Genomic DNA, 26024 nt, shown 5'->3' on the forward strand with positions numbered 1-26024 from the left:
TCAAAGGTTGGCCAGCGTCCACCGGGGACTCAGAATCACCAGTGCGTCGTCTTCCAGAGATGGCGTGGCATCGGCGGGCAATCCACGGGTTACCAGGCCGCGCAGCGACAGGCACAGGCCCCCGGCCTGGTCGTACACATCGATATCGGTTTTCGGCCCCAGGGCGTTGAACGCCGGTTGTCGCCGCAGATGCGCCCACAACGTACCGCGACAGGCCGCGAACAACTCGATGCTGTCCGCCGCGAAAGGCAAGGCTATCGACGGCTGTGGCCCGACGGCCGCCGCCGGCTCGAACAGGGCCAGTGCCTGCAGAACCCCATCGAGCACACCGGGATCGATCACATAACGCGCATCGGTATAGGCCTGCGGATCTGCGCTCAGGCCCACCAGCAAGCTGTCCGGCTTGCTCCCCAGCCAAGTCAGGGTACGCAACGACGCGCCGTACTCCAGGCCATGCTCGGCCAGTCTTTGGTAGAAATCGGCGGCGCCGAGCGCCAGCGGCGGATAGGCATCGCGCAGGCTGTCGAGATCAACCACGCTCCGGGCCTGGGCTTCAGGGAAGTCGATGCTGCCTTGACAATGGAAGGTCCCCTCGGCCGCAGAGATCGACTGCCCGAGACAAAATTGCAGGTCCGTGGCGGTGCGCTTGAGCACCAACTCCAGGCTCAGCGGCTGCTCACCGCTGACCGGTGTCACCCACGCAAGGTCCCGTAGGCGCATGGGTATCACGCTATCGACCGCCTGCCCCAGCGCCGAGGTGGCCGCGCAACGAATCATTTCCACCTGCGCGGCAGCCGGTAGCAGACGTTGCCGGGCAACACGGTGATCCCTGAACAGGGGCTCGGAGCCATTGAAATGACTCACATAACGAACGCCCTCCAGGCCAGAACGGTTTTCCTGCAACAGCGGATGCAGCTGCGCGGGCGCCGCCAGTGACGGCAACAGCGCGACCGCCTGCGCCCCCAGGTCAAGCCAGAAGAACTCCTTGGCGAACGGATAGGTCGGCAAGCTCACGCGCCGACCCGGCCGCTCGGCATAAAAGCGCTGCCAGTCCACCTGCAAGCCCTTGACCCATAGGGCCAACAACTTGCCAAGCTTGCCCTTTTCAAACCAGTGATCGATGGTCTGGCGCAGGTCCTCATCGCCCTGCAACAGGCCCATGGCCTCGCGGTGATCCTGCACGGAGCCCTGGAACAGCTCGCCCCGCTCGACATCGCGCCCTTCGACAAACGCCTTCAGGGTTTCGCAGACCGCTTCCCGCGTCGAAGCGCCGAACGCCAGGCGATGCTCCATGGGTTCGCGCCCCACCTGAAGGGTGTAGGCCAAATCCCGCAGATCGACCTGAGCACCGCTTCCCTGCAAATGCGCCAGCAAACGTTCGGCGCGCTGACGCAACTGGGGAGCCGACTGCGCCGACAACAGGATCAATACCACGCCGGATGCAATGGGAGTCCGCGGTCGCAGGTCCTGGTACTCCTGAATGATCAGATGGGCGTTGGCCCCGCCGGCCCCGAATGATGAAATGCCCGCACTGCGCGCTACGGAGTGCATCTGGCCGTCCACCTCCACCGACAGGCGTTGCCACTCCTGCGCGCTGAGTTGCAGCTTGAACGGTGTGCGCGCGAAATCGATACGCGGGTTGCTGCGCTCGCTATGCAGCGTCGGCAACAGTGTGGAGTGCTTGAGCTGCAGCAGCACCTTGGTCACGCTGGCGATGCCGGCGGCGCTTTCGCAGTGGCCGATATTGCTCTTGACCGAACCCAGGGCGCAGAACTGACGCTCGTTGCCAGCGTCGGCAAATGCATCGCTGAGGCCTTTGATCTCGATCGGGTCACCTAGCGGCGTACCGGTCCCGTGCGCCTCGACATAGCTGATCTGGCGCGCGGGAACTCCGGAGCGCCGCAAGGCCTCGCTCACCACCGCGGTCTGCGCCGCCGGGTTCGGCACCGTGAAACCGCTGGTGCGACCTCCGGCATTCATCGCACTGCCCTTGATCACCCCGTAAATGTGATCGCCAGCGGCCACCGCGGCCGACAGCGGCTTGAGCAGAATCGCGCCCACCCCTTCACCGTCGACGAAACCATCGGCGTCGGCACCGAAGGCCCGGCACTGATCGCTCTCCGACAACATCCCCATCAGGGACAGCCCCATGTAGTGGGTCGGACTCATGATCAGATTGACCCCACCGGCAATCGCGCTGTCGCACGACCCCGACAGCAGACTGTCGATTGCCAGGTGAATGGCGCTCAGGGACGAGGAGCACGCCGTGTCGACCGCCAGGCTCGGCCCCTTGAAGTCGAACAGGTAGGAAACCCGATTGGCGATCGACCAGTAGCTGGCGCCGTTGACGTAGTCGGCGTTCATTGCCCCGACAAACACCCCGACCCGGTTTCCGTTCGATAACGTACCGGGGGTGTAACCGGCCTCCTCGATGCAGGCATACGCCTGTTCGAGGAACAAACGGGACTGTGGGTCCATACGCTCGGCTTCGGTCGGCGATATCTGGAAAAACAACGGGTCGAACGCGTCGATATCGCGGATGAATCCGCCCCATTTGCTGTAGTGCTTGCCCCACTTGCCACGCTGCTCATCGAAATGCTGGCGCCAGTCCCAGCGTTTTGGCGGAATTTCGCTGATGCAGTTGCGCCCCTGGGACAGGTTCTGCCAGAACTCTTCCAGGTCGTCTGCCTGGGCATACCGCCCGCTCATCCCGATAACGGCGATGTCACAGGCGCTGCTCCGGGGATCCGTAACAGCGCTCGGCGCCTGCGGCCAAGCGGCCAGCGGAATCGGCGCCGGTGCTGCGAACGCTGGCGCCGGCGCGACGTCCGACGGCGTCGACTGCACCCCCAGCAATGTCTCCAACTCGAGCCGATGCTTGTTGATGAAATGCATCACCAGGGCGCGGATGTTCTGTACCTCGAAAAACAGTGTATTGCTCACATCGGCGAAGGACTGATTGAGGATCGCGACCAGCCGTACCGAATAGATCGAGTCGATGCCATAGCTGTCCAGCGGTTCGTCGACGTCCAGGCGCTCCACGGGAATCCGCAGCTCCTGCGCGATCAGGCGCTTGAAGTGGACCAGAGCGGCGTCGAGCAGCTGCCCTTCGTGTACCTGGGCGGTCTGAGCCGTCACCGGCGGCTGGCTCGCCTGCGGCGCGTGTTGTGCATTGGCTGGCGAACGCAACGGCTGACGAATGACCCCATCGCTGACGGCTTCCAGCACCTCGCCGCTGACCGTATCCGACAGCTGCCCCATCACCTTGAAGCCTTCCCGATGCAAGGCCAGGCGCAGCTCGTCGGTGCGTCCATGGCTGGCGACCAACAAGCTTCCCTGGCGTTTGAGCAACACCTTGATGTGGCGCAACGTCAGCCGGAAATCTCCAGCCGCTTGCGCCAGGGCAATGACGAGATCGTATTCCCCCGGTTTCAGGCCTTGCCCGGCGATGTCACATTGCGGGTCGAAAGCCACCGCTTGCAGTCCGCCAACCTGCCCTTCCAGCCCGGCGATCATCAACCGCTCGGCATCGCCATCGTGGCTGCACACATACCGCTGCGTGGCTTGCAGATGCTCCAGTACATCGCCGCGCGCCGCGAAACAGCCCCCCATGTCCAGTATCGATACGGCGGCACCCGGGGTGGCGGCCCACTGGCGCCAGCGCTCGACAACGCTGCCATCGGGGCGGGCAGCCTGGTCCGAGTCACGGCCAGGCAGCCCGGACTGTGCCGCCAGCACCGTCAACTGTTCGTCGGAAGGAATCAGCGCGGGCGGGTTGCGGACCTTGTCCGTGACCTTGAGCAACGCCAGCTGATCGAGGTCGTCGCCAAACAGGTAGTTCAACGCTTCCATGCCATCCACCGGCTCGATGGAGGCAATGCCGTTACGCGCCATGAGTTCACGGTAGTGTGCGGAGGCCGCGATACCGGTATTGCCCCAGAAGCCCCAGTTGATGACTTTGACCCGGCTCGGCAACTCCCGCGCCAGCTGCTCCGCCAGGGCATTCTGGAACAGGCACCCGGCGCTGTAGTTGGCCTGGCCCGGCGGCGGGGTGAACACCACGGTCGAGGAGAAAAACAGCAGGAACTGCGGGGGCGCCTCTCGCAGTGCGATCCCCAGGTTGAGGCTGCTCTGGAGCTTGGCGAAGTACACCCGACGCAGTGTCGCCTCATCCATATTCGCCAGCGTGCTGTCTTCGAGCAGCAACGCCGAATGGATGACGCCATGGATGCTGCCGAAACGCTGGCGAACCTGCTGCAGGCACGCCTGCAGAGCCTCCAGATCGCAAGCGTCGGCCTGGTAATAGACCGGCGCACGCCCTGCCTGGGCACAGCTGTCTATCTGTCGTTGAATATCGGCATCGAGCGCCCGCCGCCCCAGCCATATCACCTGCGCATTGCAGTGGCCAATCGCGTATTCGCTCCACGCGGTGCCCAGCCCGCCTGCCCCGCCGATCACCACATAGACACCGTCCTGGCACAGGTAGTCGCCGCGTGGCGGCTGCTGGAACTCGGTCTTGAGCCATTGGCGGACGTACCAGTGGCCGTTGCGCCGCACTCGTTGCAGGCCCAGAGGGTCACAAGGCTGGCGGAGGATATCCTTGAGGGCTCCCACGCTGTCGCGCTCGATGTCGACGCTGCGGACCCGCCAGCGCGGCGACTCCTTGGCCATGGTACCGACCAGGCCATGCACGCCTGCCTGGGTAAAATTGCTCGCCTGCCCGTCGAAGCTGCTGGTCTCGTACTGCACCACGGTCAACTCGAACACCGTGCTGGCAACCGGCATCTGCTGCAAGGCCTTGAACAAGTTGAACAGGAACATCACCCCGCCCTGCTGCGCCTGCAGGATCGCGGCCTGATCGAAAGGCGAATGCCTGCCGCTGGGGGCCAGCCATATCAGATGCTCGATATCCCGACCTTCGAGCAAGGCCAAGAGCTCGGCACTGCCGCTGTCGGGGCTGACTTGCAGGCAGACCGCATCAGGCTGGCCTTCGACGATTCGCGCAAGGTCTTCCTGCCGGCTCCCCAGGATCAACAGGCGCCGCAGATCATGGGACAACGGACTGGACTCCGGCTGCGCCAGGGTCCACTGCGGCAACAGATAGACCTTCTGCTCGGCCTCGGTCGTGGCGCGGCTGGCCAGGGTGTGCGGGGTTGAGCCGGGGGTGGTCATCGTGGGCCCGGTCGTATCGCCCGACTTGAGCCGTAACGAGCTGAACCCCTTGATGGCGACACAGACATTGCCCGCGCGATTGCACAGATCGATGTCGAACCGGGTGATCGCTTCGCTCTGCGCCGGCTGACGCCGGACGTACGCCCACAGGGTGTTCTCACAAGGGCCGTACAGTTCCAGGCTGTCGATGGCGAACGGCAGGGCCACCGAGAAACCGGCAGGCGCGCCGGGCAGCATCAACCCCGCGCTCGCCTGCAACGCACCGTCCAGCAACGAGGGCGGCACATCGAACGGTTTGGCCTGGCTCGCCTCTCGGGCCTGCGGCATATGCAGTTTGGCAATCACATAGTCATCGCTACCCCACAGCGTCTCGATGCTCTGGAAAGACTCGCCATACTCATAACCGGCCTCCCGGTAGCCTTGATACAGCTCGGCGCCGCTCAGATGGCGACTGCAGCCGGCGATCAATTGCTCGACGTCATGCCGAAGCGAACGCGATGGGCAATCGGCGACAGTGGCCTGGCAATACACACGCTCAGGGTCTTGAGCATCGACACACCGCAGGTGCCAGTCAGCGGTATCGGGCTCACCCTGTACCTCGATGTCCAGCCGCAGTTCAGCCGTGCGCTGCCAGATCGGCTGCAGCCAGGCCAGTTGGCTCAGGCGTAGCGCAGAACCACCGCGCCCCTGGCGATGACTGAGTTTCGCCGCCGCCGTGAACATCTCGATGGATGCCGCGGCAGGCAAGAGTTTCTCCCCGTTGATGCGGTGTTCGTCGAGAAAAAACTCACGGCCATCGAAGCGGCTGCTGAAGCGTTGCAGGCCGACGCAGGAAGTGTTGCTCTGTACCAGCGGATGCAGTGGCCGTGTTGTCGGCCATTGGCCGGCGCGACCGGCATCGGCCAGCATGGCCGCCTCGACCTCGTCCTCGACCCAATAGCGCTCACGGGCGAACGGATAGGTCGGCAGACTGACTTTTTGCGGGTACGGCTGTGCATACGCCGTACGCCAGTCCACCTCCTGACCCGCGACCCAGGCCGCGACGGCGGCTGGCAGATCGGTCGCGGCGACACTCGGCCCACTGGCCGACGCGGCGCTGACCGTTGCACTTAACAGGCCCGCCGCAACCTTGTCGCCTTGCAACCAGGCCTCCAGTCGAGTCCGCAGCTCCTGGTGAGAGCTCACGCATAGCGCCAGGCGTTCGCTCATCGCTTCGCGTCCGACCTGCAGGGTAAAGGCAATGCCAGACAGGTCCGCTGACGACAATGCCGGGCTGGCCAGCGCCGCCGCCAGCCGCTGCACGGAAAGATGCAGGGCGGTTGCGGTTTTTGCCGAAAGCACAATGGCCACGGGCATTGACCTCGCCGTATGCGGCGGCACGCTCGAAGGCAGGTACTCCTCGATCAACAGGTGGGCGTTAGCCCCTCCCGCCCCGAAAGACGAGATCCCCGCCAAGCGGGGCCAGGTCTTTTCAACGGCGTGCTCACTCAGCGTCGGACGCTGCCACGGCGTCAGGCTGCGCTGCACGTAGAATGGGCTGCCGGCGAAATCGATGTTGGGGTTGAGGGTCGCCGAGTGCAGCGAAGGGGCCAGTTGTCCGTGCCTGATCTGCAGCAACACCTTGCTGATCCCGGCAATCCCGGCAGCACTCTCGCAGTGACCGATATTGGACTTCACCGAACCGATGGCACAGAAGCCCCGGTCCTGGGTTTGCCGGGCAAATGCCCGGGACAGCCCGGCGATTTCAATCGGATCGCCAAGTGGCGTGCCTGTGCCATGGGCCTCGATGTAACTCACCGCACGCGCCGGAACCCGGGCCTGGGCCAACGCCGCCGAAATCAGTTCGGCCTGGGCCAGTGGATTGGGGACCGTGTAGCCATTAGTCTTGCCACCGTGGTTGAGCACCGAAGCCTTGATGACGCCGTAGATCTGGTCACCATCGGCAATGGCCTGACGTTTGCGCTTGAGCAATACCGCGCCCACCCCCTCGCCCGGCACATACCCCTCGCCACCTTCACCGAAGCTCTCGCAGCGGCCCTTGGCCGACGCGAAGCCACCCTGCCCCAGCATCAGATATTTGTTGGGATGAATGGACACATTAACGCCACCTGCCAACGCCATTTCGCACTCGCCGTCGCGAATGCTGCGACAGGCCAGGTGCAAGGTGGTGATGGAGGACGAGCACATGGTATCGAGCGCGATGCTCGGGCCTTGCAGGTTGAAAATGTAGGACACCCGATTGGCGATCGAGGCCGGATGCCCCGGAACGGCAAAGGGGTAACCGCGCTCAGTCGATTGAGCGCCGAACAGCTGGTACTCCTCGTACATGACCCCGACGAACACCCCGACACTGCGTCCCTTGCCGCCACCCGGCGCCGCCGGAAGGCTGCTGCGGGTGTAACCGGCATCCTCCAGCGTCTCATAGGCGCACTCCAGGAACAGGCGCTCCTGTGGCTCCATGCCAATGGCTTCACGCGGCGAGATGCCGAAGAACAAGGGATCGAACTTGTCGACATCATCGATGAAGCCACCGTGCTTGCAGTACGTCTTGCCGATGGTGTTCTTGGCCGGGTCATAGAAGCGCTGGTGGTCCCAACGCTCGGCTGGAATTTCACGGATCATGTCCTGGGCGTTCGCCAGGCAGCTCCAGAACTCCTCCATGTTGCGTGCCCCAGGATAGCGCCCCGCCAGACCGATGATCGCGATCTCCTGATCATCGTCTTCATTGGCGGAGCGCATCGGTGCCGGCGCTTCGGACGCGACCACCGAGGCAGGAGTGACGCCGACTGCCGCGAGGGGTGGGGTCTGGGTTTCCGGCTCCAGTATTCCTTGCAGTACCGCTGCATGCTCGGCCATGAAGTAGTCCGTCACTTCCCCCAGCGACTGGTACTCGAAGAACAATGTCTTGGACAAACGCCCAAAGGTCTTTTCCAGCTCATCGGTCAGGCGAATGATGATGATCGAGTCGATACCGTACTGCTCCAGTTGCACCTGCTCCTGGATGTCGTCTTCGTTCAGACGCAGGATCCGCGCGAACTGCTGGCGAAAGTAGGCGAGCGCCGCGTAGCGCAGATCCCCGGCCGGCGCGGGTGCGGGTGCGGCAGGGGCTTGCGCCGGCCCTGTGGAAGCAGTGCTGCTGGGGGCCAGCGCGCGCGAGGCCAATCCGTGCAACAGCGCCACGGGCTCGCCCTCGGCGTCGAACAGATCGATATCGATCAACTGCAATGCTGCCGAACTCCCGGCTCCCGGCTGTGGCCGCAGCCAGGCCCAGCATGGCGGCGCCGATGCGCGCAGCAGTTCGAAGTGCGCAAGAGCGAAGGGAACGCTCGCCTGGCCCGCGCCCGACACCTGCATATTCAGCCCCAGGGCCGCTTGCAGGGCCGAGTCGAACACTCCCGGATGGACCAGAAAGTCCTCCTGCGCAGGCTCGGTGGGCTCAGGCGCGCGGAGCTTGACCAGGACACCGAAGTCACCGACCCACAGACGCTCCATACACTGGTGGCCAGGACCGTACTCCAGCCCCATGGCGGTCAGTTGCGGATAACACTCGGCTCCTGTGAACTGGCTCTTGGCCTGTTGCTCAAGCGCCGGGATGTCCAGGCGGCTGGCCGTTCGCAAGGGAGCGCAGACCTCAGCCTTGCAGTGCACCACCCATTGACCGTCAGCCGCTCGCGAGCGGACCTCGAGCTGTTGCCCACGCTCGCCCCCCGCCCGCAGAAGCACCTGCAGATCGATCCCGGCGGCATCCCCCCACATCGGTTGCAACCAGAGCAGGTCGCGCAACTGAAAGGGCGCGGCCGGTTGCCCCGCGGCGCGCAGCGCACGGCTCAACAGTTCGATGTACATCATGCCTGGCAAAATCGCCCGGCCATTGAGTCGATGGTCAAGCAGGAAAAACTCGTTGCCGCTCAAATGCGCGTGATGCGTGACTCCACCTTGAGGCTCGGCCTGGGCGAGCTGTTCCGGCTGCGCCCAATGCCGTTCACGTTCGAAGGGGTAACCCGGCAGGCTGGTCCGGCGTACCGCTTGCCCGGCCCAGAGCCCGGCCCAGGGTAGCGTGACTCCGTCGACCCAGGCCCTGGCCAGGGACTCATGGCTGGCCTCGCGGGATTGCTCGACGCTCCATTGCTCGACCCGGGCGCGCTCGGCAACCCCGCTCCAGAACGGTGGTTCAAGCGCTTCGGGCGACTGCACATAGTCCTGGAGCCGGGCAATCAACTGCGTCATGGACACCGCCAGCAACACCAGACGGTGCGGCAAGGCTTCGCGGCCGACCTGGAGCGTATAGGCAATATCGGGCAGCGCCAGATCCGGCCGGCCGAGCACATGCTCGAGCAACTGTTGCGCCAGTACTGGCAGAGTCTGCGCTTGCAACGCCGAAAGCACGATCAGTTGGTCATCACGATCATTCATCAGCAGATTCCTTTGAGAATTCTTCGAAAAGCAGGTGAGCGTTGGTTCCACCGATACCGAACGAACTGAGCCCGGCCATGCGTGGACGCGTGGAGTCGATCAGCCAGGGACCGCTGTCCTCGAGCAGATAGAACGGGCTGTCCTGCAAGTCGATGTAGGGATTGGTGCGCGCACAATGCAGGTTCTTCACCAGCGTTTTGTGCTTGAGGCACAGCAACAACTTGATTGCACCGGCGATCCCGGCGGCGGCCTCGAGGTGGCCGATATTGCTTTTCAAGGCCCCCAGGGCGCAGCGCGCCCCGGATGCGGGCTGATACCCGCCGCGCTGCCAGGCTTCCTTCAGCGCGTTGATTTCAATCGGGTCACCAATCGGAGTCCCCGTGCCGTGGGTCTCGATGTAACTCACCTGATCCGGGCTGATCCCCACACGCTGGTACAACTGGTGCACCAGATCGGCTTGTGCCTGGGGATTGGGGGCGGTCATCGAATTGGCACGGCCACCGTGATTGACCGCACTACCGCGAATGACGCCATGGATCTGATCGTTATCGGCCAAGGCCTGCTTGAGCGTCTTGAGGACCAGCACCCCGGCCCCCTCGCCTCGCACATAACCATCGGCATCGGCGGCAAAGGTCTTGCAGCGCCCCTCGGGGCTGAGCATCTTGGCCTTGCCCATGGCCAGCGTGATGCGCGGCTCGAGCAAAATATTGACCCCACCCACCAGGGCCCAGCGGCAATCGCCATTGCGAATGGCCTTGACCCCCTCGTGAATCGCCACCAACGAACTGGAGCAGGCGGTGTCGATCGCCACGCTCGGCCCCGTCAGGTCGAGCAGGTAGGACACTCGGTTGGCCAGCATGCTGTGGCCATTACCGAAATTCGCCAGCGGATCGACCTCACCGTTGATCATCAGCTTGCCGGCGTAATCCATTGAACTGACCCCGACAAACACGCCCACCTCACGCTCGGGCAATGTACGCGGCGCATAACCGGCATCTTCCAGGGCATGCCAGGCCGACTCGAGGAACAAGCGGTGCTGCGGGTCCATGAATTCGGCCTCCAGCGGCGACAGGCCGAAGAAGCCGGGAGAAAACTTGTCGACATCGTTGATAAACCCGCCCCAGCGCAAGGCGGCGCCCCCCGGCTGGTCGGCATAGTCCTGCCAACGCCAGCGGGCAGCGGGGGTTTCGCTGACCAGGTCGTTCCCCTCATACAACTGCTGCCAGAAACGGCCCAGGTCATCGGCGCCGGGGAACACCCCGGCCATCCCCACCACCGCGATAGGTTCATCGAGGGCCGCCGAGGTCGGTACAGGCTCACGAGCCTCATCACCGGAGGGCAACGCCAGGCTGGCCAGCCACTTGCGCGGCGTGCCATGGCGATAGAAGTCCGCTGGTGAGCTGTTGACGCCAAACGCAGTGTTCAAGGCGTCGGCCAGGAGTACGAAACGGAATGAATCAAAGCCCAGTTGGTAGAAGTCCTGGTCAAGGCTGAGCTCGCTGGCCGCCACCTGCAGGACTTGCGCAATGGCCTGCAGCAGGCGCGTCGCATTATCGCTGCCGATTGCCGAGTCCGGGCCGCCAGGCTCGTGTTGCGCGTCGTAGGGCAGCAAGCGAGCCCCCGCCGCCGAGAGGCTCAACCGGTCGACTTTGCCACTGGCCAGTCTCGGCAGTTGCGCCAGCTGATAGAAGCGATTGGGGATCATGTACCGCGGCAAGGTCCGGCCAAGGTGCTCACGCAGGGTGCGACCATCGAGCGCTTCGCTCAGCGTCAGAAACGCTTCCAGTCCCGAGTCTTCACCGACCTGCTTGACCAAGGCTTCCAGGACACCGGCATGCTCTCGCAGCGCGGCTTCAATCTCGCCGAGCTCGATTCGCTGTCCCTTGACCTTGACCTGCTGGTCATGACGACCCGAAAGCACCATCTCACCATTCGCCAGCCGATACCCCAGGTCGCCACTGCGAAAGTACCGCCGGGGCCCCGTGGCATCGAGATCCAGCAGCGCAAAACGCTGTTCGTGTTCGTCATCCTGGCCGATGTAACCCAGGGCCAGGGCATCTCCGGCGACCAGCAATTGCCCTGTGACGCCGATGGCGCAGTGACGATCCTGCTCGTCGACGATGACCACGCTCACGTTGTCCAGCTCACGGCCGATGTTGATCTGCTCTTCAGCCCCCGGTGTGACGCGCTTGAAGGTCGCGTCCGCGCTCATTTCGCTGGAACCGTAGATATTGATCAGTTCGGACTGCGGGCAAAGAGCGAAGAAGGTTTTTGCCAGATCCGCCGACAAGGGTTCGCCGCTACTGAAGCAATAACGCAAGCTGCCGAGCGCCGTAGCGGCCGAAGGCTCCTGCAGCATCGCCCGCAGCAACGACGGGATCACCACCATCCGAGTGATCCGATGCCCCTCGAGAGCCTGGAGAAAAGCCGCCGCGCCACGTTCGCGCAACCAGTGGTCGGGAAGAACCACACTCGGTACGCCCTGCAGCAACGGAGCAAAAAGCTCTGCCACATGGTCGACAAAATTCAGTGAGGTCTTCTGGCAGCAGCACTCCTGTTCTCCATAGGGGAAGGTGTTCCAGCCCCATTGCAGACGGTTGAGCGTGCCACGCTGGCTGCCCTTGACGCCTTTGGGACGGCCACTGGAGCCGGAGGTATAGATCACGTAGCAGAAATCCTGAAACCGGCTGTTCACGCCATCGCTGACCTCTTGAGCGTCGATCTGCGCCTGTCGGACATCAAGGTCCAACTCTGGCACGGCCCATTCCAGGGTTCCCTGCAAACGCTGTCGGGCGGCCCCGTGACTGACCACCAGCAGGCAGCCACTGTCGGCGACCATGTAGGCCAAACGGCTGGTTGGCAGTGCCGGGTCCAGCGCCAGATAGGCCAGACCGAGTTTCCAGACGGCCAGCGCAGCGGCGACAAACGCCGGCCCCGGCTCCAGCAACAGGCCGATCACGACCTCCTGTTCGCCATAGGCTGGCAGCGCTTGCCGGATCTCGCGGGCCAGTTGATTGGCGCGCTGATTGAGTCGCTGGTAGTCAAGCTGCTGGTCGTCGCAGATCAATGCCACCTGATGAGGCGTGAGCGCCGCTTGCCGTTCGAACAGCGCCGCCAAGCTGGGTTGTGCCGCTGGCGCCACGGCTTGGGGAATACCCTGCGCCGCGGCCAACGCTGGCAGCGTGGCCAACAGCTCCAGGTACTGCCGTTGCAGCTCCTGCATCATCGCCGGCGGATAAATCGCCGCGTCGAAATGACAGAACAGCGTACTCCCCTCCTCGCCTTCGAAAACCTCGAACGCCAGCGGGAAATCGACTTGCTGCTGGATCTGCAGCATGGGCTGCAGGTGTCGTCCACTGGATGCCAGTCGACGCTGGGTCGAGCGCACCCAGTTCTGGTACATGAACACCGCGTCGTAAAGCGGCTGTCCCGGACGCGCCAGTTCCTGGTGCAGGCGCGGGTACGGATAATGGCCATGCTCCAGTGCCTCGAGCAGCTCCTGCTGCAAGGTCGGCAACCAGTCCCCCAGCGCGGACTCCTCGGGAACATCCAGGGGCATCACCAACAAATTGACGAAGTAGCCCACGAGGTCTTCGAACTGCGTATGCGGACGGCCGAAAAAAGGAGTCGCTACACGCAGTTGCCTGGTCGCCCCCAGACGTCGCAACAACAGGCCAAAGGCCGCCAGCATCAAGCTGTAGCTACTCACGTTGTGCTGTTCGGCCATCCGTGCCAACCCTTCAAGGGTACGGGCCGGTAACGCCACCTTGAGCATTTCGGGCTGCCTGTCGCGCCCTTCGCCTGGCTGCTGGCCACGCAGCGCCAGCGGCATATGCGGGGTACTCAGCCGCGAATGCCAGAAGCGACCGGCGCGCACGCCCTCCTCACTGAGCAGCCAGCGCTGCTGCCACTCGACAAAGGCGGAATAATTGCTGCGCGGTGCCGGTACGTCGGCCTCTGGACCTTGTTCGTAAAGCGCCAGGAAGGTGCCCAGGAAGATCGGCAACGAGCTGCCGTCGAACACCGAGTGATGGAACGTCAACATCAGGACCGTGCTGTCCTGGTCGGGTGCCTGGACAAACAGATCGACACGCAATAACGCATCGCTCTCCAGCTTGAACGGCTTTCTGGCAATCGCCCGCATGGACGCTTCCAGTGCCTGATCGTCGGCGCCCTGGTACTCATGAACCGTGCATTGCGGACGTGGGTGGGCGTTGTTACGAACCCACAGGCTCTCGCCTCGCAACTCGAAATTTGCGCCCAGCAAGCTGTGGCGGGCGACGGTTTCTTCGGCGGCAGCGAACAGCCGTCGGGCGTCCACCCGGCCATCAAGCCGGAACGCATAGGGGATGTTGTAACCGGCCTGTTGTGCGAAATACCGTTGCTCGGTCCACAGACCTTGCTGGCCGACACTCGGCGGATGCTCGGCCAGCGCCGACTCGCGAGGTTGAACAGCGACCGTCGCCGGGACCTGGGGCAAGCTGCGGGCCAGCTCGGCGAAATTTCGACAGTTCAACAACTGCGGCAGCCCGGGCCGGATCCCGTAGTGCTCGAAAATCCGGTTCTGCAACATCACCGCGGTCAGCGAGTCGACACCGTACTGCGCAACAGGCCGCTGAAAATCCAGCTCATCGGGTTCCAGTTGCAACAAGCTGGCAAGCATCAGCCGCAACTGAGCTTCGGCGTCCTGCGGCGCGGCGCCGTCATGCCTTACCCGCTCGGCCTCTCTCGGCGTGGCGGCACGGCCTGGGGCCGACAGGTTCGGCATGCTGAAGCCGTCCGTGTGGGCGGGCAGTTTGCAGATGCGTTCATCAAAGACGTAGGCCGGTAGTCGCAGCCCAGGCTGCTCGCTCAGGGCCGGATCAATGTCCAGGGCCACGCCGCAGCACCACAGGCTCGCCAGCCGAGGGTAATCGCGCTGCTCACGCACCCCCTGCAACAATGCCGCGCCCGAGGGGCTTTCAAGCAACTCGTGCAGGGCCGGCGAACGGTTGCTCTCATCACCATAATGACAACCCGGCAGAGGCCCCGCTTGTCCCGGCTCGCTGGCAACAAAAGCACGCAAGTGGGTGACGGCTTCCTGAAGATCGCTCACGACCATCGCCAATCGCACCGGCAACGCGGTCTTGCGCCAGAGGGCGGCGGCCAGTTGCGCCAGGTCCAGGGCTGCGTTGTTTTCCAGAAAGTCCAGCAGCGCTGCCGCACTGCGACGCAACGCCGGGTCCTGCTTGGCACTGAGGACCAGCAACTGCCGCTCGCCTGCCTGGCTTGGCCACGCACTGGGTTCATGGACATATTCTTCAAGCACGGCAAATGCATTGACCCCACCAAAACCGAAGCTGTTGACCCCGGCACGGCGTGGGTGGCCGCTCGCCGGCACCGGCCAGTCGCGCGGCTGCGCGGCAATGCTCAAGCGACTATGGGCCAGCGACAGGTGCTCGCTGGCCTGCGAGAAACCGGGAACCCCCGGGCGCAGGCGGTTGCGCAAGGCCAATGCGGTTTTCATCAGCGCACCGATCCCCGAAGCGATTTCGGCGTGGCCAATCACCGGCTTGAGACTGCTCAAGACGCAATCTTCCGGCGCCGCCCCATCGTCGAGGGTCGACTTCAGCGCTTGAATCTCAATGCTGTCGCCGATTTCCGAGGCGATGCCGTGGGTCTCGACATAGGACAGGGAGCCGGGCTCCACGCCAGCACGGTCCAGCGCCTGGACGATTGCCTCCTTCATGCCCTGGGCATTCGGGGACGTCAGCGAAACCCCTTTGCCGCCGTGGGCCACCCCACTGCCCTTGAGCACCGCGTAGATATCGTCCCGGTCGGCGATCGCCTGTTCCAGGGATTTAAGTACCAGTACCCCCACGCCTTCGGAACGGACAAAACCGTCCGCGCCGGCCTGGAATGAACGGGACTGGCCATCGCTGCTGAGAAAGCCCACGGCCCCCAGGTTGATCGCGCCCAGGGGCGACAACACCAGTTGTACACCGCCGACCAGGGCCTGCTCGCACTCACCGTTGGCCATCGCCACCAGTGCCCGGTGCAGAGCCACCAGCGAGGACGAACAGCCGGTGTCGTAGTGCTCGCTCGGCCCGCGCAGGTTGAACAGGTGGGAAATCCGGTTGGCGACCATCGCCGATGAAATCGACGACGCCACCAGTGGATTGCCCACCGGCAATTGCACGGTGTACGCATACTCGGATGCCCCGACCGCCATGAACACACCGGTTTTCTTCGCGGCAAACCGCTTGAGCGCGACACCGGCATCCTCGATCGCCAGCCAGGCGTGCTTGAGCAGCAGGCGCTGCTGCGGGTCCATCAATGCCGCTTCATAGGGCGACAATTCAAAGAACAGCGGATCGAAGTGGTAGACATTGTCGATAAAGCCGCCCCAACGTGACTCGGTGCGGGGGTTCGCGCCGTCGCTTTTACCAAAGAACTGCCGCCAGTCCCAACGCTCCTCCGGGATCTCCTGGGTGCAGTCGATTCCCTCCTCGATGTTGTTCCAGAACGCCGACAGCGAATTTGCCCCGGGAAATTGCGCGCTCATGCCGACGATGGCGACATCATGAGGGCGAGGCTTGTGGCTCGGCGTCAGCACTTGGGCCGGCTGCCGGAGAACCGGCGGCGCGACAGCGGCGCAAACCGGCTCGACGGCAGGCGCAGGCGTGACCCTCGACTCGGGCAACAAGCCGGCTACGTGGCTGGCCAGCAGGTTCAGGGTGTTGAACTCGAACAGAACCCCCGCCACCAGCTCCACGTTCAGTTGGGCATTGATCTGCTGTACCAGCTTGACCCCGATGATGGAGTCCAGACCGTAATCGCCCAGAGACTCGTCGCCATCGATATCACTGGTGGGAACCCCCAGGGCCTGGCTGAAGACCTGCGCCAGGGTGCTGCGCACCTGAGCGAACGCCGACGATACGGCCACCTGCGCCGGAGCGGCCTGGCAGGCAACGGTACGTGCCAGCGCCGCACCTGGGCTGGCTGCCGGGGCATGGGGCTGTGCCGGGGCCGTAGCTTCGGGCGCCTGCACCGATGTCCAGCGGCGCGGGGACTGCGGACCGAGACCGAACCCGCTGCTGCGGCCGACGACTACCTGCAGGTCGCTGCGCTTGAGGGCTGCACAGGGAAAGCTGACGCGATCGAAGGCTTGATCCAGCAAGACGCTGCGCCAGCTCGCGGCCGACAATGCCGGGCCATAAGGCATCCGCAACTCAGGATCGGTGAAGCGCCACCAGCCCTCAAGCAAGCCGAACGTCAGGTGGGAGAACAGTGAGTTTTCAGTCAGCTCCAACAGCAGGAACTGACCATGAGTCTTCATCAACGACTGGATATGGCGCACCGAGGTGCGAATGTCCTGAGTCGCGTGAATCACGTTGGCGGCGATCACCACATCGTAGTGTTCAGGCGTCATCCCCTGGGCTTGCGGCTCTTTCTCGGCGTTGAAAATCCGCGTGGCCAGGTACGGATGCTCGGAGCGGTAGCGACGCTCGGCTCGCTGCAGGAACAACTGCGACAGATCGGTGAAGCAGTATTCGCTGATATTTTCGGCAAACGGCTTGAGAGCGGCCAACACATGCTCGGTACAACTGCCGGTGCCGGCGCCCACTTCCAGCAGGCGAATCCTGGCGTCCGGTTGTCGAGCCACAATCGCCTCGATCTGGGCCGCGACCAGCTTGCCGACCACCGAACCGTAGTAGTGGACGACGGGGTTTTCCTTGTAGATGGACTCCACCAGTGCCATCGAACTGTTGGAAAAAAACACGTCGGTGGCTTTCTTGCGCGAGCCCAGCACATCTGGAGTGGCTTGCAGCGCCACGTCGATAAAACGGCTGACCGATGCCAGGAACGGATCTTTTTCCAGCTCGGCCTTGACTGTCTGCCAACGCTCCCAGCTGCTGTCGACCCGATCTTCCAGGGCGCTGGACAGTATGATTTGATCGCCTGAAAGGGTGATTTCCTCGCGGTCTTCGAGAATGCGCAGGCTGGCGTTGAGCCAACGCAGCAGGTAGTGACCGTCGCTGAGCGCCGATTGCAGGTGCTTCAATGAATAGCGGCCGCGACGGTTGCCCGAAGTCAGACCCGCTTCGCCAAGGAACAGGTCGATCTGTCGCCACATCAACGCCCGTAGCAGCGGTGCGATTTCATCCAGCTGGCCATAGGTGATTTCAATCAAGCGTTGCGCCTGGTCCAGCTCGAGCGTCGTCGCAGGCACCACGTCGGCAGCACAGGCCTGCTGCTTGGCGTACACGCCGAAACCGCTGAAGTTCAGCTGTTGCAGCTTGGTTTCACTGGTCAGCCGCAAACTGGCCATGTGCGTGAACGGCTGCGCCAGGAAAGTTTCGAGCTGGGCCATGCCTTGCTCGACAGGCAACACCCCGAACCCCAACCGTGCCAGGTGCTGCCGGACACCCTGGGAGTCCTCGCGCAGTTGCGCGGTCTCCCAATGCGGCCAGTAGACGACTTTCGCGCAACGATCCCTGCGCTGATTGAGCTGGTCGGCCAACGCGCCGATGAAGCTGCCTCCGGCGGCGTATGCACAACTGTTGGGGGCCAGGTAGAAGGCGTTGATCGATGAGAAAAACAACAGGAAATCGAGAGGCTCCTCGCTGAACAGCTGTGCCAGGTTCAGCGCGATGGCAACCTTGGTATTGACCTGACGTTCGAAGTCTTGCGCCGTCTGCTGCTGCAAGACCTGATTCTCACGCACCATCGCCGAGTGCACGACACCGTGAATCCGGGGAAAGCGCTGGCGAATGGCGTCACAGGCCCGCTGCAATTGCTCCAGGTCCGTCGCATCGGCCTGAACATACAGCGGCGCGGGGCCCAGGGCCGCCAGCCGCTCGATGCTGGCCTGCACTTGTGCGTCTGCCGCGCTGCGACCGATCCACACCAGTTGCGCCTGATAGTTGCGCAGCAGGTAAGCGCTCCAGTCCTGCCCGATAGCGCCGGCGCCGCCCACGATCACATACACCCCACCCTGGCGGTACGTCGACCCGGCAAGCCGATCGGGGCTGCCCAGGCTGTCGTCCAGCAGGTGCAACGAAGGCCGGAACCAGTCGCCCGCGCGGTACGCCCAGGGCCTGCCGCTACGCTCGAAGGGCAATGCGGCGAAGGCTGTCGTCCACACCACGCCAAGGTCCTCGACATCGACAATCCGCGCCTGCCAGTGCGGGTGTTCCTTGACCACCGTCCCGACCAGTCCATGGGCCCCGCTGTGGGTGGCCACCAGAGGGTCCTGGTCGAAAATCGCCACGCTGCGCCGGGTCACCACCGTAAACTTGAGCGCCTTGCCGGGGTAGCTTCCCCCCAGTGCCTGCAGCAAGGTGGCGCCCCATAACACCCCTCGGTGCTGCTCGGCCTGCATGCCCGCCAATGTACCGATACGGTCCTCGGGCAGTAGCCAGATCAGGTGTTCAAGGTGCGCGTGCTGTTCGAACAGTGTCGCCAAGGCGGCCTGGTCGCTGAAGACCCGAGGGTCGATGTGCAGCATCTCGCCCGGTGCGCCGGGCAAGTCGAGCGCGTCGCAAACGATCGCCGTCCTGCCGCCCTGCTGCGACTCGCCAGCGGGTGAAGGCTCGCGGACCCAGCAGACAGCGCCCTGCAGGGCATGGCTGGCCGTTCCGGCCGGCGGCGCGAGAACGGGCTGTGGAACAGGCTCGACAGTGTTCTGCAAAGTGGTCGGCATACTGTGCCTTTCGCGGTCAGTGATGAAGGGATAAGTCGGGAGGTGAATGCGCCGTGGCGGTCTGTCGCCGGTTGGTGCTTGGTAGCCCTCGAGGTGGCCACCCTGGACCCAGTGCAGGGCAAGGCTGTGTACGTCGCTCGCAGCGGAGGCGAGCCCTTCGCGGGCGGCCAGCTGGCGACTCGCCCGCCCTCGATGCAACGCATCGTCGGCACGCCCCTCGATACAGTTCGCCAGGGTGCGGCAGAGCTCGTTACGGTCGCTCACAACCATGGCAATACGCTGCGGCCAGGCTTTGCGGCCGACTTGCAGGGTGTAGGCGAGATCGCCGAGATCGAGTGAGGGAGCGCTGTTTTGCACAAAGGCCAGCAACTGCTGCGCGGCCACCCGGCACTTGTCCTCGGTCTTGGCCGACAGCAACACCAGATAAGGGCCCGAGCCCACGGACGCCGGACGCGCGGGCAAGTCGTCGGCGCTGCGGAACAACGCATGGGCATTGGTACCGCCCACCCCGAAAGAGCTGACGGCCGCGTGCCGTGGTCGCCCCGGCTGCGCCGGCCACGGCCGCAAGCGGTCCACCAGAAAGAACGGCGAGTGCTCAAGGTCGATCTGCCGGTTTGGCGAGTCGATATGCAGTGTCGGTGGGATCTTCTGGTGGGCCAGGCTGAGGATGGCCTTGATCGAGCCGGCGAGCCCCGCAGCCGTGTCCGTGTGCCCGATGTTGCTTTTCACCGAGCCCAGGCCACAAAACCGTAGCGCTCCGGCGCTGCTGGCGTAGGCGTCGCTGAGCGCGGCGAATTCCACGGGGTCGCCCAGCGCGGTGCCCGTGCCGTGGGTCTCGATGTAACCGACCTCTTGCGGCTCGACACCCGCCTTGTCCAGCACGCGGCCGATGACCGCCGCCTGTCCCGCGACGCTGGGGGCAAAAAAACCAGCCTTGAGGGCCCCGTCGTTATTGACCTGTACTTCCTTGAGCAAGGCGTAGGTCGGGTCGCCATCGGCCAGCGCCAGGCTGGCGCGCTTGAGCAAGAGCATGGCGACCCCCTCACCGCTCACCATGCCGTCGGCTTCGGCATCGAATGCGCGGCACTGGCCGCTGCTGGAAAAGTTCAGCCCGGGCTGATGGAGATAACCGGCCATCGACACCGGAAATACCGTTGCCGCGCCCACCAGGGCGTAATCCGCGGCGCCGCTGCGGATACTGTCCAGCCCCGCCTGCAATGCCACCAGCGACGACGAACAGTTGGTCTGCAGGAATACGCTGGGCCCCGACAGGCCGAGCTTGTAGGAGATCATGGTCGGAATGCTGCCGCCCTGCCCCATCAACCAGCGGACATACTCATCGGCGTCTTCGATAAAGTACGCCGCGTCCGCCGCTCCCTGCTGGCCGCTCATGCTCTGCCCGGCCGAGATATATACCGCCGTGCTCGGGGTCTGTTCAGGGATATAACCGGCATCTTCGAACGCCCGCCAGGCATGCATCAGCAGGTGCTTGAACGCCGGACTCATGAAGCCCGCGTCCCTGGGCGAGAGTCCGAAGAAGGTCGCGTCGAACGCATGCTTATCGTCCAGGATCGCCTTGACCGGAACGAATTGCGGGTTCCGGATCATGGACTCCGGGACGTTCAGCTCACGCAGCTGGGCATCGCTCCAACGGGTGACGCAGGCGCGGCCCTGGCAGAGATTGTCCCAGAACGCCTCCAGGTCCACGCTTTGTGCAAACTGGCAGGACATGCCGATGACCGCCGCGGCCCCCTCCAGCGCGTCCGGCAAGCGTTCGGGCGTCTGGGTCAGGCTTGCGTCCGCCGTGCTCGGCGCGCCATCGTCGCTCAGGACCGGTGCCAGTTGATTCAGCGCCGCCCCCAGAAGGCTCACCGTTGGGTATTGAAACAGCAGCGTCACCGCCACCTTGTGCTGCAACCGCTCACTCAGCAGCTGTGCGACCTGCACCGCGCTGACCGAATCACCGCCGAAATCGAAAAAGCCGGTCTCGTCATCCTCCACGGGATAACCCAGTACCTGCTGCCAGGCCTGCCGGACCTGCTCTACCCTCTGCGGCTGGCTGACTGGCGGTACTGTCGCGACAACCTCGTCCGGCGCCTTTGGCAACATCCGCGCCATCAGCGCCTTGCGGTCGACCTTGCCGTTGGCAGTCATGGGCAGCGCCTGCTCGCAGACAAAGCGCTGCGGCATCATGTACCCGGGAAGGTGTTTGCCCAGCTCGGCCTTGACCGTTGCGATCAGTTGCTGCTGGTCGATAGCAGCACTGTCGGCCTGCAGGTAGGCCACCAGCATCGAGGCGTGCTCACTCGCCTGATGCAGTACGACGACCGCCGACCGCACCGGGCACTGCGCGACGATGCAGGTCTCGATTTCCTCGACATCGATCCGATGCCCCCGCACTTTGACTTGCAGGTCCTGGCGTCCCAGACACCGGATCTCGCCGTCCTCCAGGCGCAACGCACTGTCGCCGGTAAGGAACATTCGCTGCCCCGGGCGAAACGGGTCGGCGACGAACTTGTCCGCCGTTTGTTCAGCCAGTCGATGGTAACCCGTTGCCAGCCCGGCCCCGGCAATCGCCAGTTCACCCGGCACGCCTATCGGCTGCAGGCGTCGATACTGATTGAAAACATGCAGCTGGGTGTTTGCGATCGGGCCGCCGATGGTCACGCCCTTGGCGTGATCGAGACGCTTGGCGCTGGACCAGATCGTGGTTTCGGTCGGCCCATAGAGATTCCAGACCTGCGCCGACGACGCCTGAAAGCGTTGGAACAACGCCACCGGCATCGCTTCTCCGCCGCACAGCACTTTCAACCGCGAGGAAGGCTGCCAGCCGACCTGGAACAGCAATTGCCAGGTCGTCGGTGTCGCCTGCATCAGGCTTGGATCGCTGTGCTCGATCAACGCCTTGAGGCGCTCGGCATCACTGGCCACGGCGGCATCGCAGAGGACACATTCGGCACCGCGAACAAGCCCGAGAAACAGCTCCAGCCCCGCGATATCGAAACTGAAGGTGGTCACGGCCAGTAAACGGTCGCGCTCATCGACCTGCAGCATCTCAGCCATGCCGTGGAGGAAGTTGTTCAGCGCGCTGTGGGGCACCATCACGCCCTTGGGCTTGCCGGTGGAGCCCGAGGTGTAGATCAGGTACGCCAGATCGCTGTCACTGCGGACCTTGAGTTGCGGTACCTGGCTGTCGGCATACTCTGCGATGCGGGCGCGCTGCTCGTCCAGGCACAGGACGTCACAAGGCACGGGCCAGTCGCGGGTGATCGTCGACTGGCTCAACAACAGACTGGAACCGCTGTCTTCCAGCATGTAGCGCTGGCGTTCGCCGGGATAAGTCGGGTCCAGGGGGACATAGGCCGCGCCGCTGTGCAGGACACCCAGGATGGCCAACGGCAGATCCAGCGAGCGCTCGACACAAATCGCAACCTTCGCCCCCGGCCCGATCCCCCGTGCGTTCAAGAAGTTGCCCAGCGCCTTCGCGCCTTGCATCAGCGCGCGGTAACCGAGCTTGTGTTCCTGATACCGAAAGGCTGTTTTTTCCGGGTCACGTTCGGCCTGTTGCTGCACCCATTCCAGCAGGCTCGCGACCGCCGGCACCTTCAGGTCAGTGTCGTTACAGCGTTGCAGCAGTGCCCGCTCCTGCGCCGCCACAATGTCGTGGTCCGCCAGCGAACGCTGCGGGTCGGCCAGGACCCCTTCCACCAATTGCAGGTAGTGCGCGAGCATCCGTTCGATGCGTGCCGGTTCAAACAGAGCGGTGGCGTATTTGAAGTTGATCAGCGCACCCTCGGCGCTTTCGATGATCTCGAGTTCCAGCTCGTATTCGCCTTCCTGGCGCAACTGCTCGACCATCGTGATGCCCAGCGGCGTGGTGTATTGATGCTCGAGGTGCTGCAGCCAATGACTGCTGGCGAAGTTCTGATGGGCGAACGCGATGTTGAACAGCGGGCGCTGTCGATGGTTGCGGGGCACCTTGAGTGCCTTGAGCAGCGTCGGGAAAGGATAATCGCTATGGTCGACGGCATCGATCATCGTCTCTTGCAGGCGTCGCAAATAGTCACGCGCGCTACCGCTTTCGATATCGCGGCTGCGAATCGGCACCATGTTCATGAAGTAGCCGATGCTTTGCCCAAAACACTCTTTGGGGCGCCCCAGCGTCGGCATGCCGACAACGATGTCCTGTTGCTGGGTGTACCGGCTGAGCAACCCATTGAAGACCCCCAGGAAAAATACCGCCCTGGTCAATCCATGTTCGGAGCAAAAGCACTCCAGACGTGCATTCAGTGCCTCAGGCACCGGCTGGCGAAGACTGCTGCCTTCGAACGACACCGTGCTGCTGCGGGCGAAGTCCGTCGTCAGCTCCAGGGGCGGCGGTACTTGTTCCAGCGCGCCTTGCCAATAGTCGAGCAACGGCTGTGCGGCAGGCCCCGCGAGCATTTCGTTTTGCCAGGCGACAAACTCAGCGAAGTGCGCGGACGGTTGCTCGACGCGCGGCGGCAGGCCGCTGACAAGACTCTGGTAGGCATCGAACAAGTGATTCAGAAACAGCAAGGCAGACGTGCCGTCGAAGACAATGTGATGAACCCGGAACAACCCCCACCATTGCTCGTCCGCCTGGAAGACATGACCATCGATCAACGCAGTCCCTTCCAGCGGCAGGGGCTGTTTGCTCAACCCGCGCAACCTGTCCAGCACCTGTGGCGTGGGCATCCCGCGAACGTCCTCCAGCACCAGGCCGAACCGTGAAACCGCCTGCGGTCGCAGGCTCGGCTGGCCCTGCACCTCATGCAGAACGCTGGTCAGCAACGGATAGCTGGTCAGGACACGCCGGTAAGCCTGTTGCAGCGCCTCGAGGTCCAGTGCTCGGTCGCAACGGAAACACAAGGGAATCTGATAGGCCGTGATGTCCGGCAGCGTCTTGTGCAACGCCCACAACCCTTTTTGCCCGGCGGACAGGGGCATGGGTTCGGCGGCAAATAGCAGACTCTTCAATTGTGCGGTCGAAATTTCTCCCGCTTTGTACGCGGCCAGAAGCTGTTCTTTAGTGGCGACTGCATTCATTTCAACAGTTCCTTAACGTCGTCCAAGGATTTCTCGTTTTGGATAATCTGATCGAGCATCGCGATGACTTGTGCATCCTGAAACGGCGCAACCTCGCTCCCGGCCCCATGGGCGAAGTCGGGGTGCTGCTGGATATGCGCATTCAGCGCCGCCAGCGATGGGTTCTCATGAAAGGCTCGCGCGGAAAGTCGCACCTGGAAACGCTGCTCCAGGGCGTGGGCGAGCTTGATGGCCAGAACCGAGTCCATGCCGTACTGGCGCAGCGGTTTGTCCACCACCAGTTGCGCAGGGCTCAGCCCCAGGTGTTGTTCGAGGAATGCCAGGATGAAGGCATGGACATCCTCGTTAGCCTGGCGGGAAGGTTCCGCTCGCACCGGCTGGGTGATCGGGCCGGGCAAGGTATTGGCCGACCAGCACGGGGTCCGCAGGAAAGCGGTCAGGGGCAACGAGATGCGCCGGCCTTCAAGCGCAGGGCGAGCCGGCATCGGTGTTCCCTCCACCCAAGCCGCGGCCAAGGCATGCAGAGCGTCACTGCTCGGCGAATCGGGCCAGGCCGCGGGCGCCAGAGACTCCAGCACCGGGTTATGGCCGCGATACCCCAGCGATACGTCGTCGAAACCGGCCAATACCGTGCGCAATTCGTCAAGCGAATGCACCACCCAGGCGGCACGACACTCCAGCGGCTCGCGGCCCTGCATCAAGGTGAACGCAACGTCCTCGAGCCGCAGCTCAGGGTTATCCGTGATCTGCTGCAACAAACACTCGGCGAGTTGCGCCAGGCGCGGTGCATCCGGCGCAGACAGCAGCACCAGGTGCGCTGTATAGGCTGGCGCGGGTGCCGTCTCGCAAGGCTGTGGGGCTTCCTCGATCAGGACACAAGCATTCGAACCATTGATCCCGGTGGTGCTGACCAGGCCGCGGCGACGCTCTCCTGGTGCCACCTGCCAGGATTGCCGGCTGAGTACCGGAGCAATGCCGGACCGGTCGAAGCCAATGTATTCGTTGACCTGTCGCAAGCCTTGCAACGCAGGCTTACAGGCATGCCGCAGCGCCATCAACATGGCCAGCAGGTCCACGACCCCCGAGGCGGCGAAGCTATGGCCCAACCCCGGTTTTATCGAGCTCAGTGAACAGGGCTGCCGGTTGTCCTGAGCAAATACCTGCTGCAACGCCTGTACTTCGACCGGATCGCCCAGGTGCATGCCGATGCTATGGGCCAGGACCAGCTGGATCTGCCCTGGCTCAAGCCCTCCGGTGGCAAGGGCCTGAGCGAAGAGTTCGGCCTGACGGGCCGGATTCGGCGCCAGAATGCCGTTGGTACGCCCGTCGTAGTTCACCGCACTGCTGCGAATCACGCCGTAAACCTGATCGCCATCGGCCAGCGCCTGGCTCAACGGCTTGAGCACCACGGCAGCCACCGCTTCGGCCGGAACCAGGCCGCTGGCGTCCTGATCAAACACCCGGCACGCAGGCTCCTGTGCCAACGGCATGACATCGGCCAATACCCCCAGCTCCCTGGATGAAATCATCAGGCTGACGCCACCAGCCAGGGCGATGGTGCACTCACGGTTATGCAAGGCGCGGCACGCCTGATGTATCGCCATCAGACCGGAGGAGCATGAAGAGGTCAGGCTGTAGTTGGGGCCATTGAGGTCCAGAGCGTAGGCAATTCGCGCCGACAAGGTGG

3 protein-coding genes (1 of these 3 only partly in view) are annotated in these 26024 nt (G+C 63.7%); all 3 read right to left on the reverse strand.

Translation table 11 applies throughout. The annotated features are described in order from the left end of the window. Tightly spaced (each overlapping or abutting the next), the 3 genes in view from PMI20_RS19955 to PMI20_RS19965 form a layout consistent with a single transcriptional unit that may run on beyond the window. Positions 1-9585, reverse strand: coding sequence for an SDR family NAD(P)-dependent oxidoreductase (locus PMI20_RS19955; protein WP_007920502.1), 9585 nt, complete (start codon positions 9583-9585; stop codon positions 1-3). Beyond that, positions 9578-24337, reverse strand: coding sequence for a non-ribosomal peptide synthetase (locus tag PMI20_RS19960; RefSeq protein ID WP_037033536.1), 14760 nt, complete (start codon positions 24335-24337; stop codon positions 9578-9580). The genes PMI20_RS19955 and PMI20_RS19960 overlap by 8 nt, the downstream gene beginning before the upstream one ends. Beyond that, positions 24334-26024, reverse strand: the final stretch of a protein-coding gene (locus PMI20_RS19965; protein ID WP_007920504.1) for an SDR family NAD(P)-dependent oxidoreductase. 9046 nt of this gene lie beyond the right edge of the window; only the last 1691 of its 10737 coding nucleotides appear in the window; its start codon lies off the right edge, out of view; its stop codon occupies positions 24334-24336. Before PMI20_RS19965 ends, PMI20_RS19960 begins: the two co-directional genes overlap by 4 nt.

It is taken from the genome of Pseudomonas sp. GM17 (assembly GCF_000282175.2).
Taxonomy (GTDB): domain Bacteria; phylum Pseudomonadota; class Gammaproteobacteria; order Pseudomonadales; family Pseudomonadaceae; genus Aquipseudomonas; species Aquipseudomonas chlororaphis.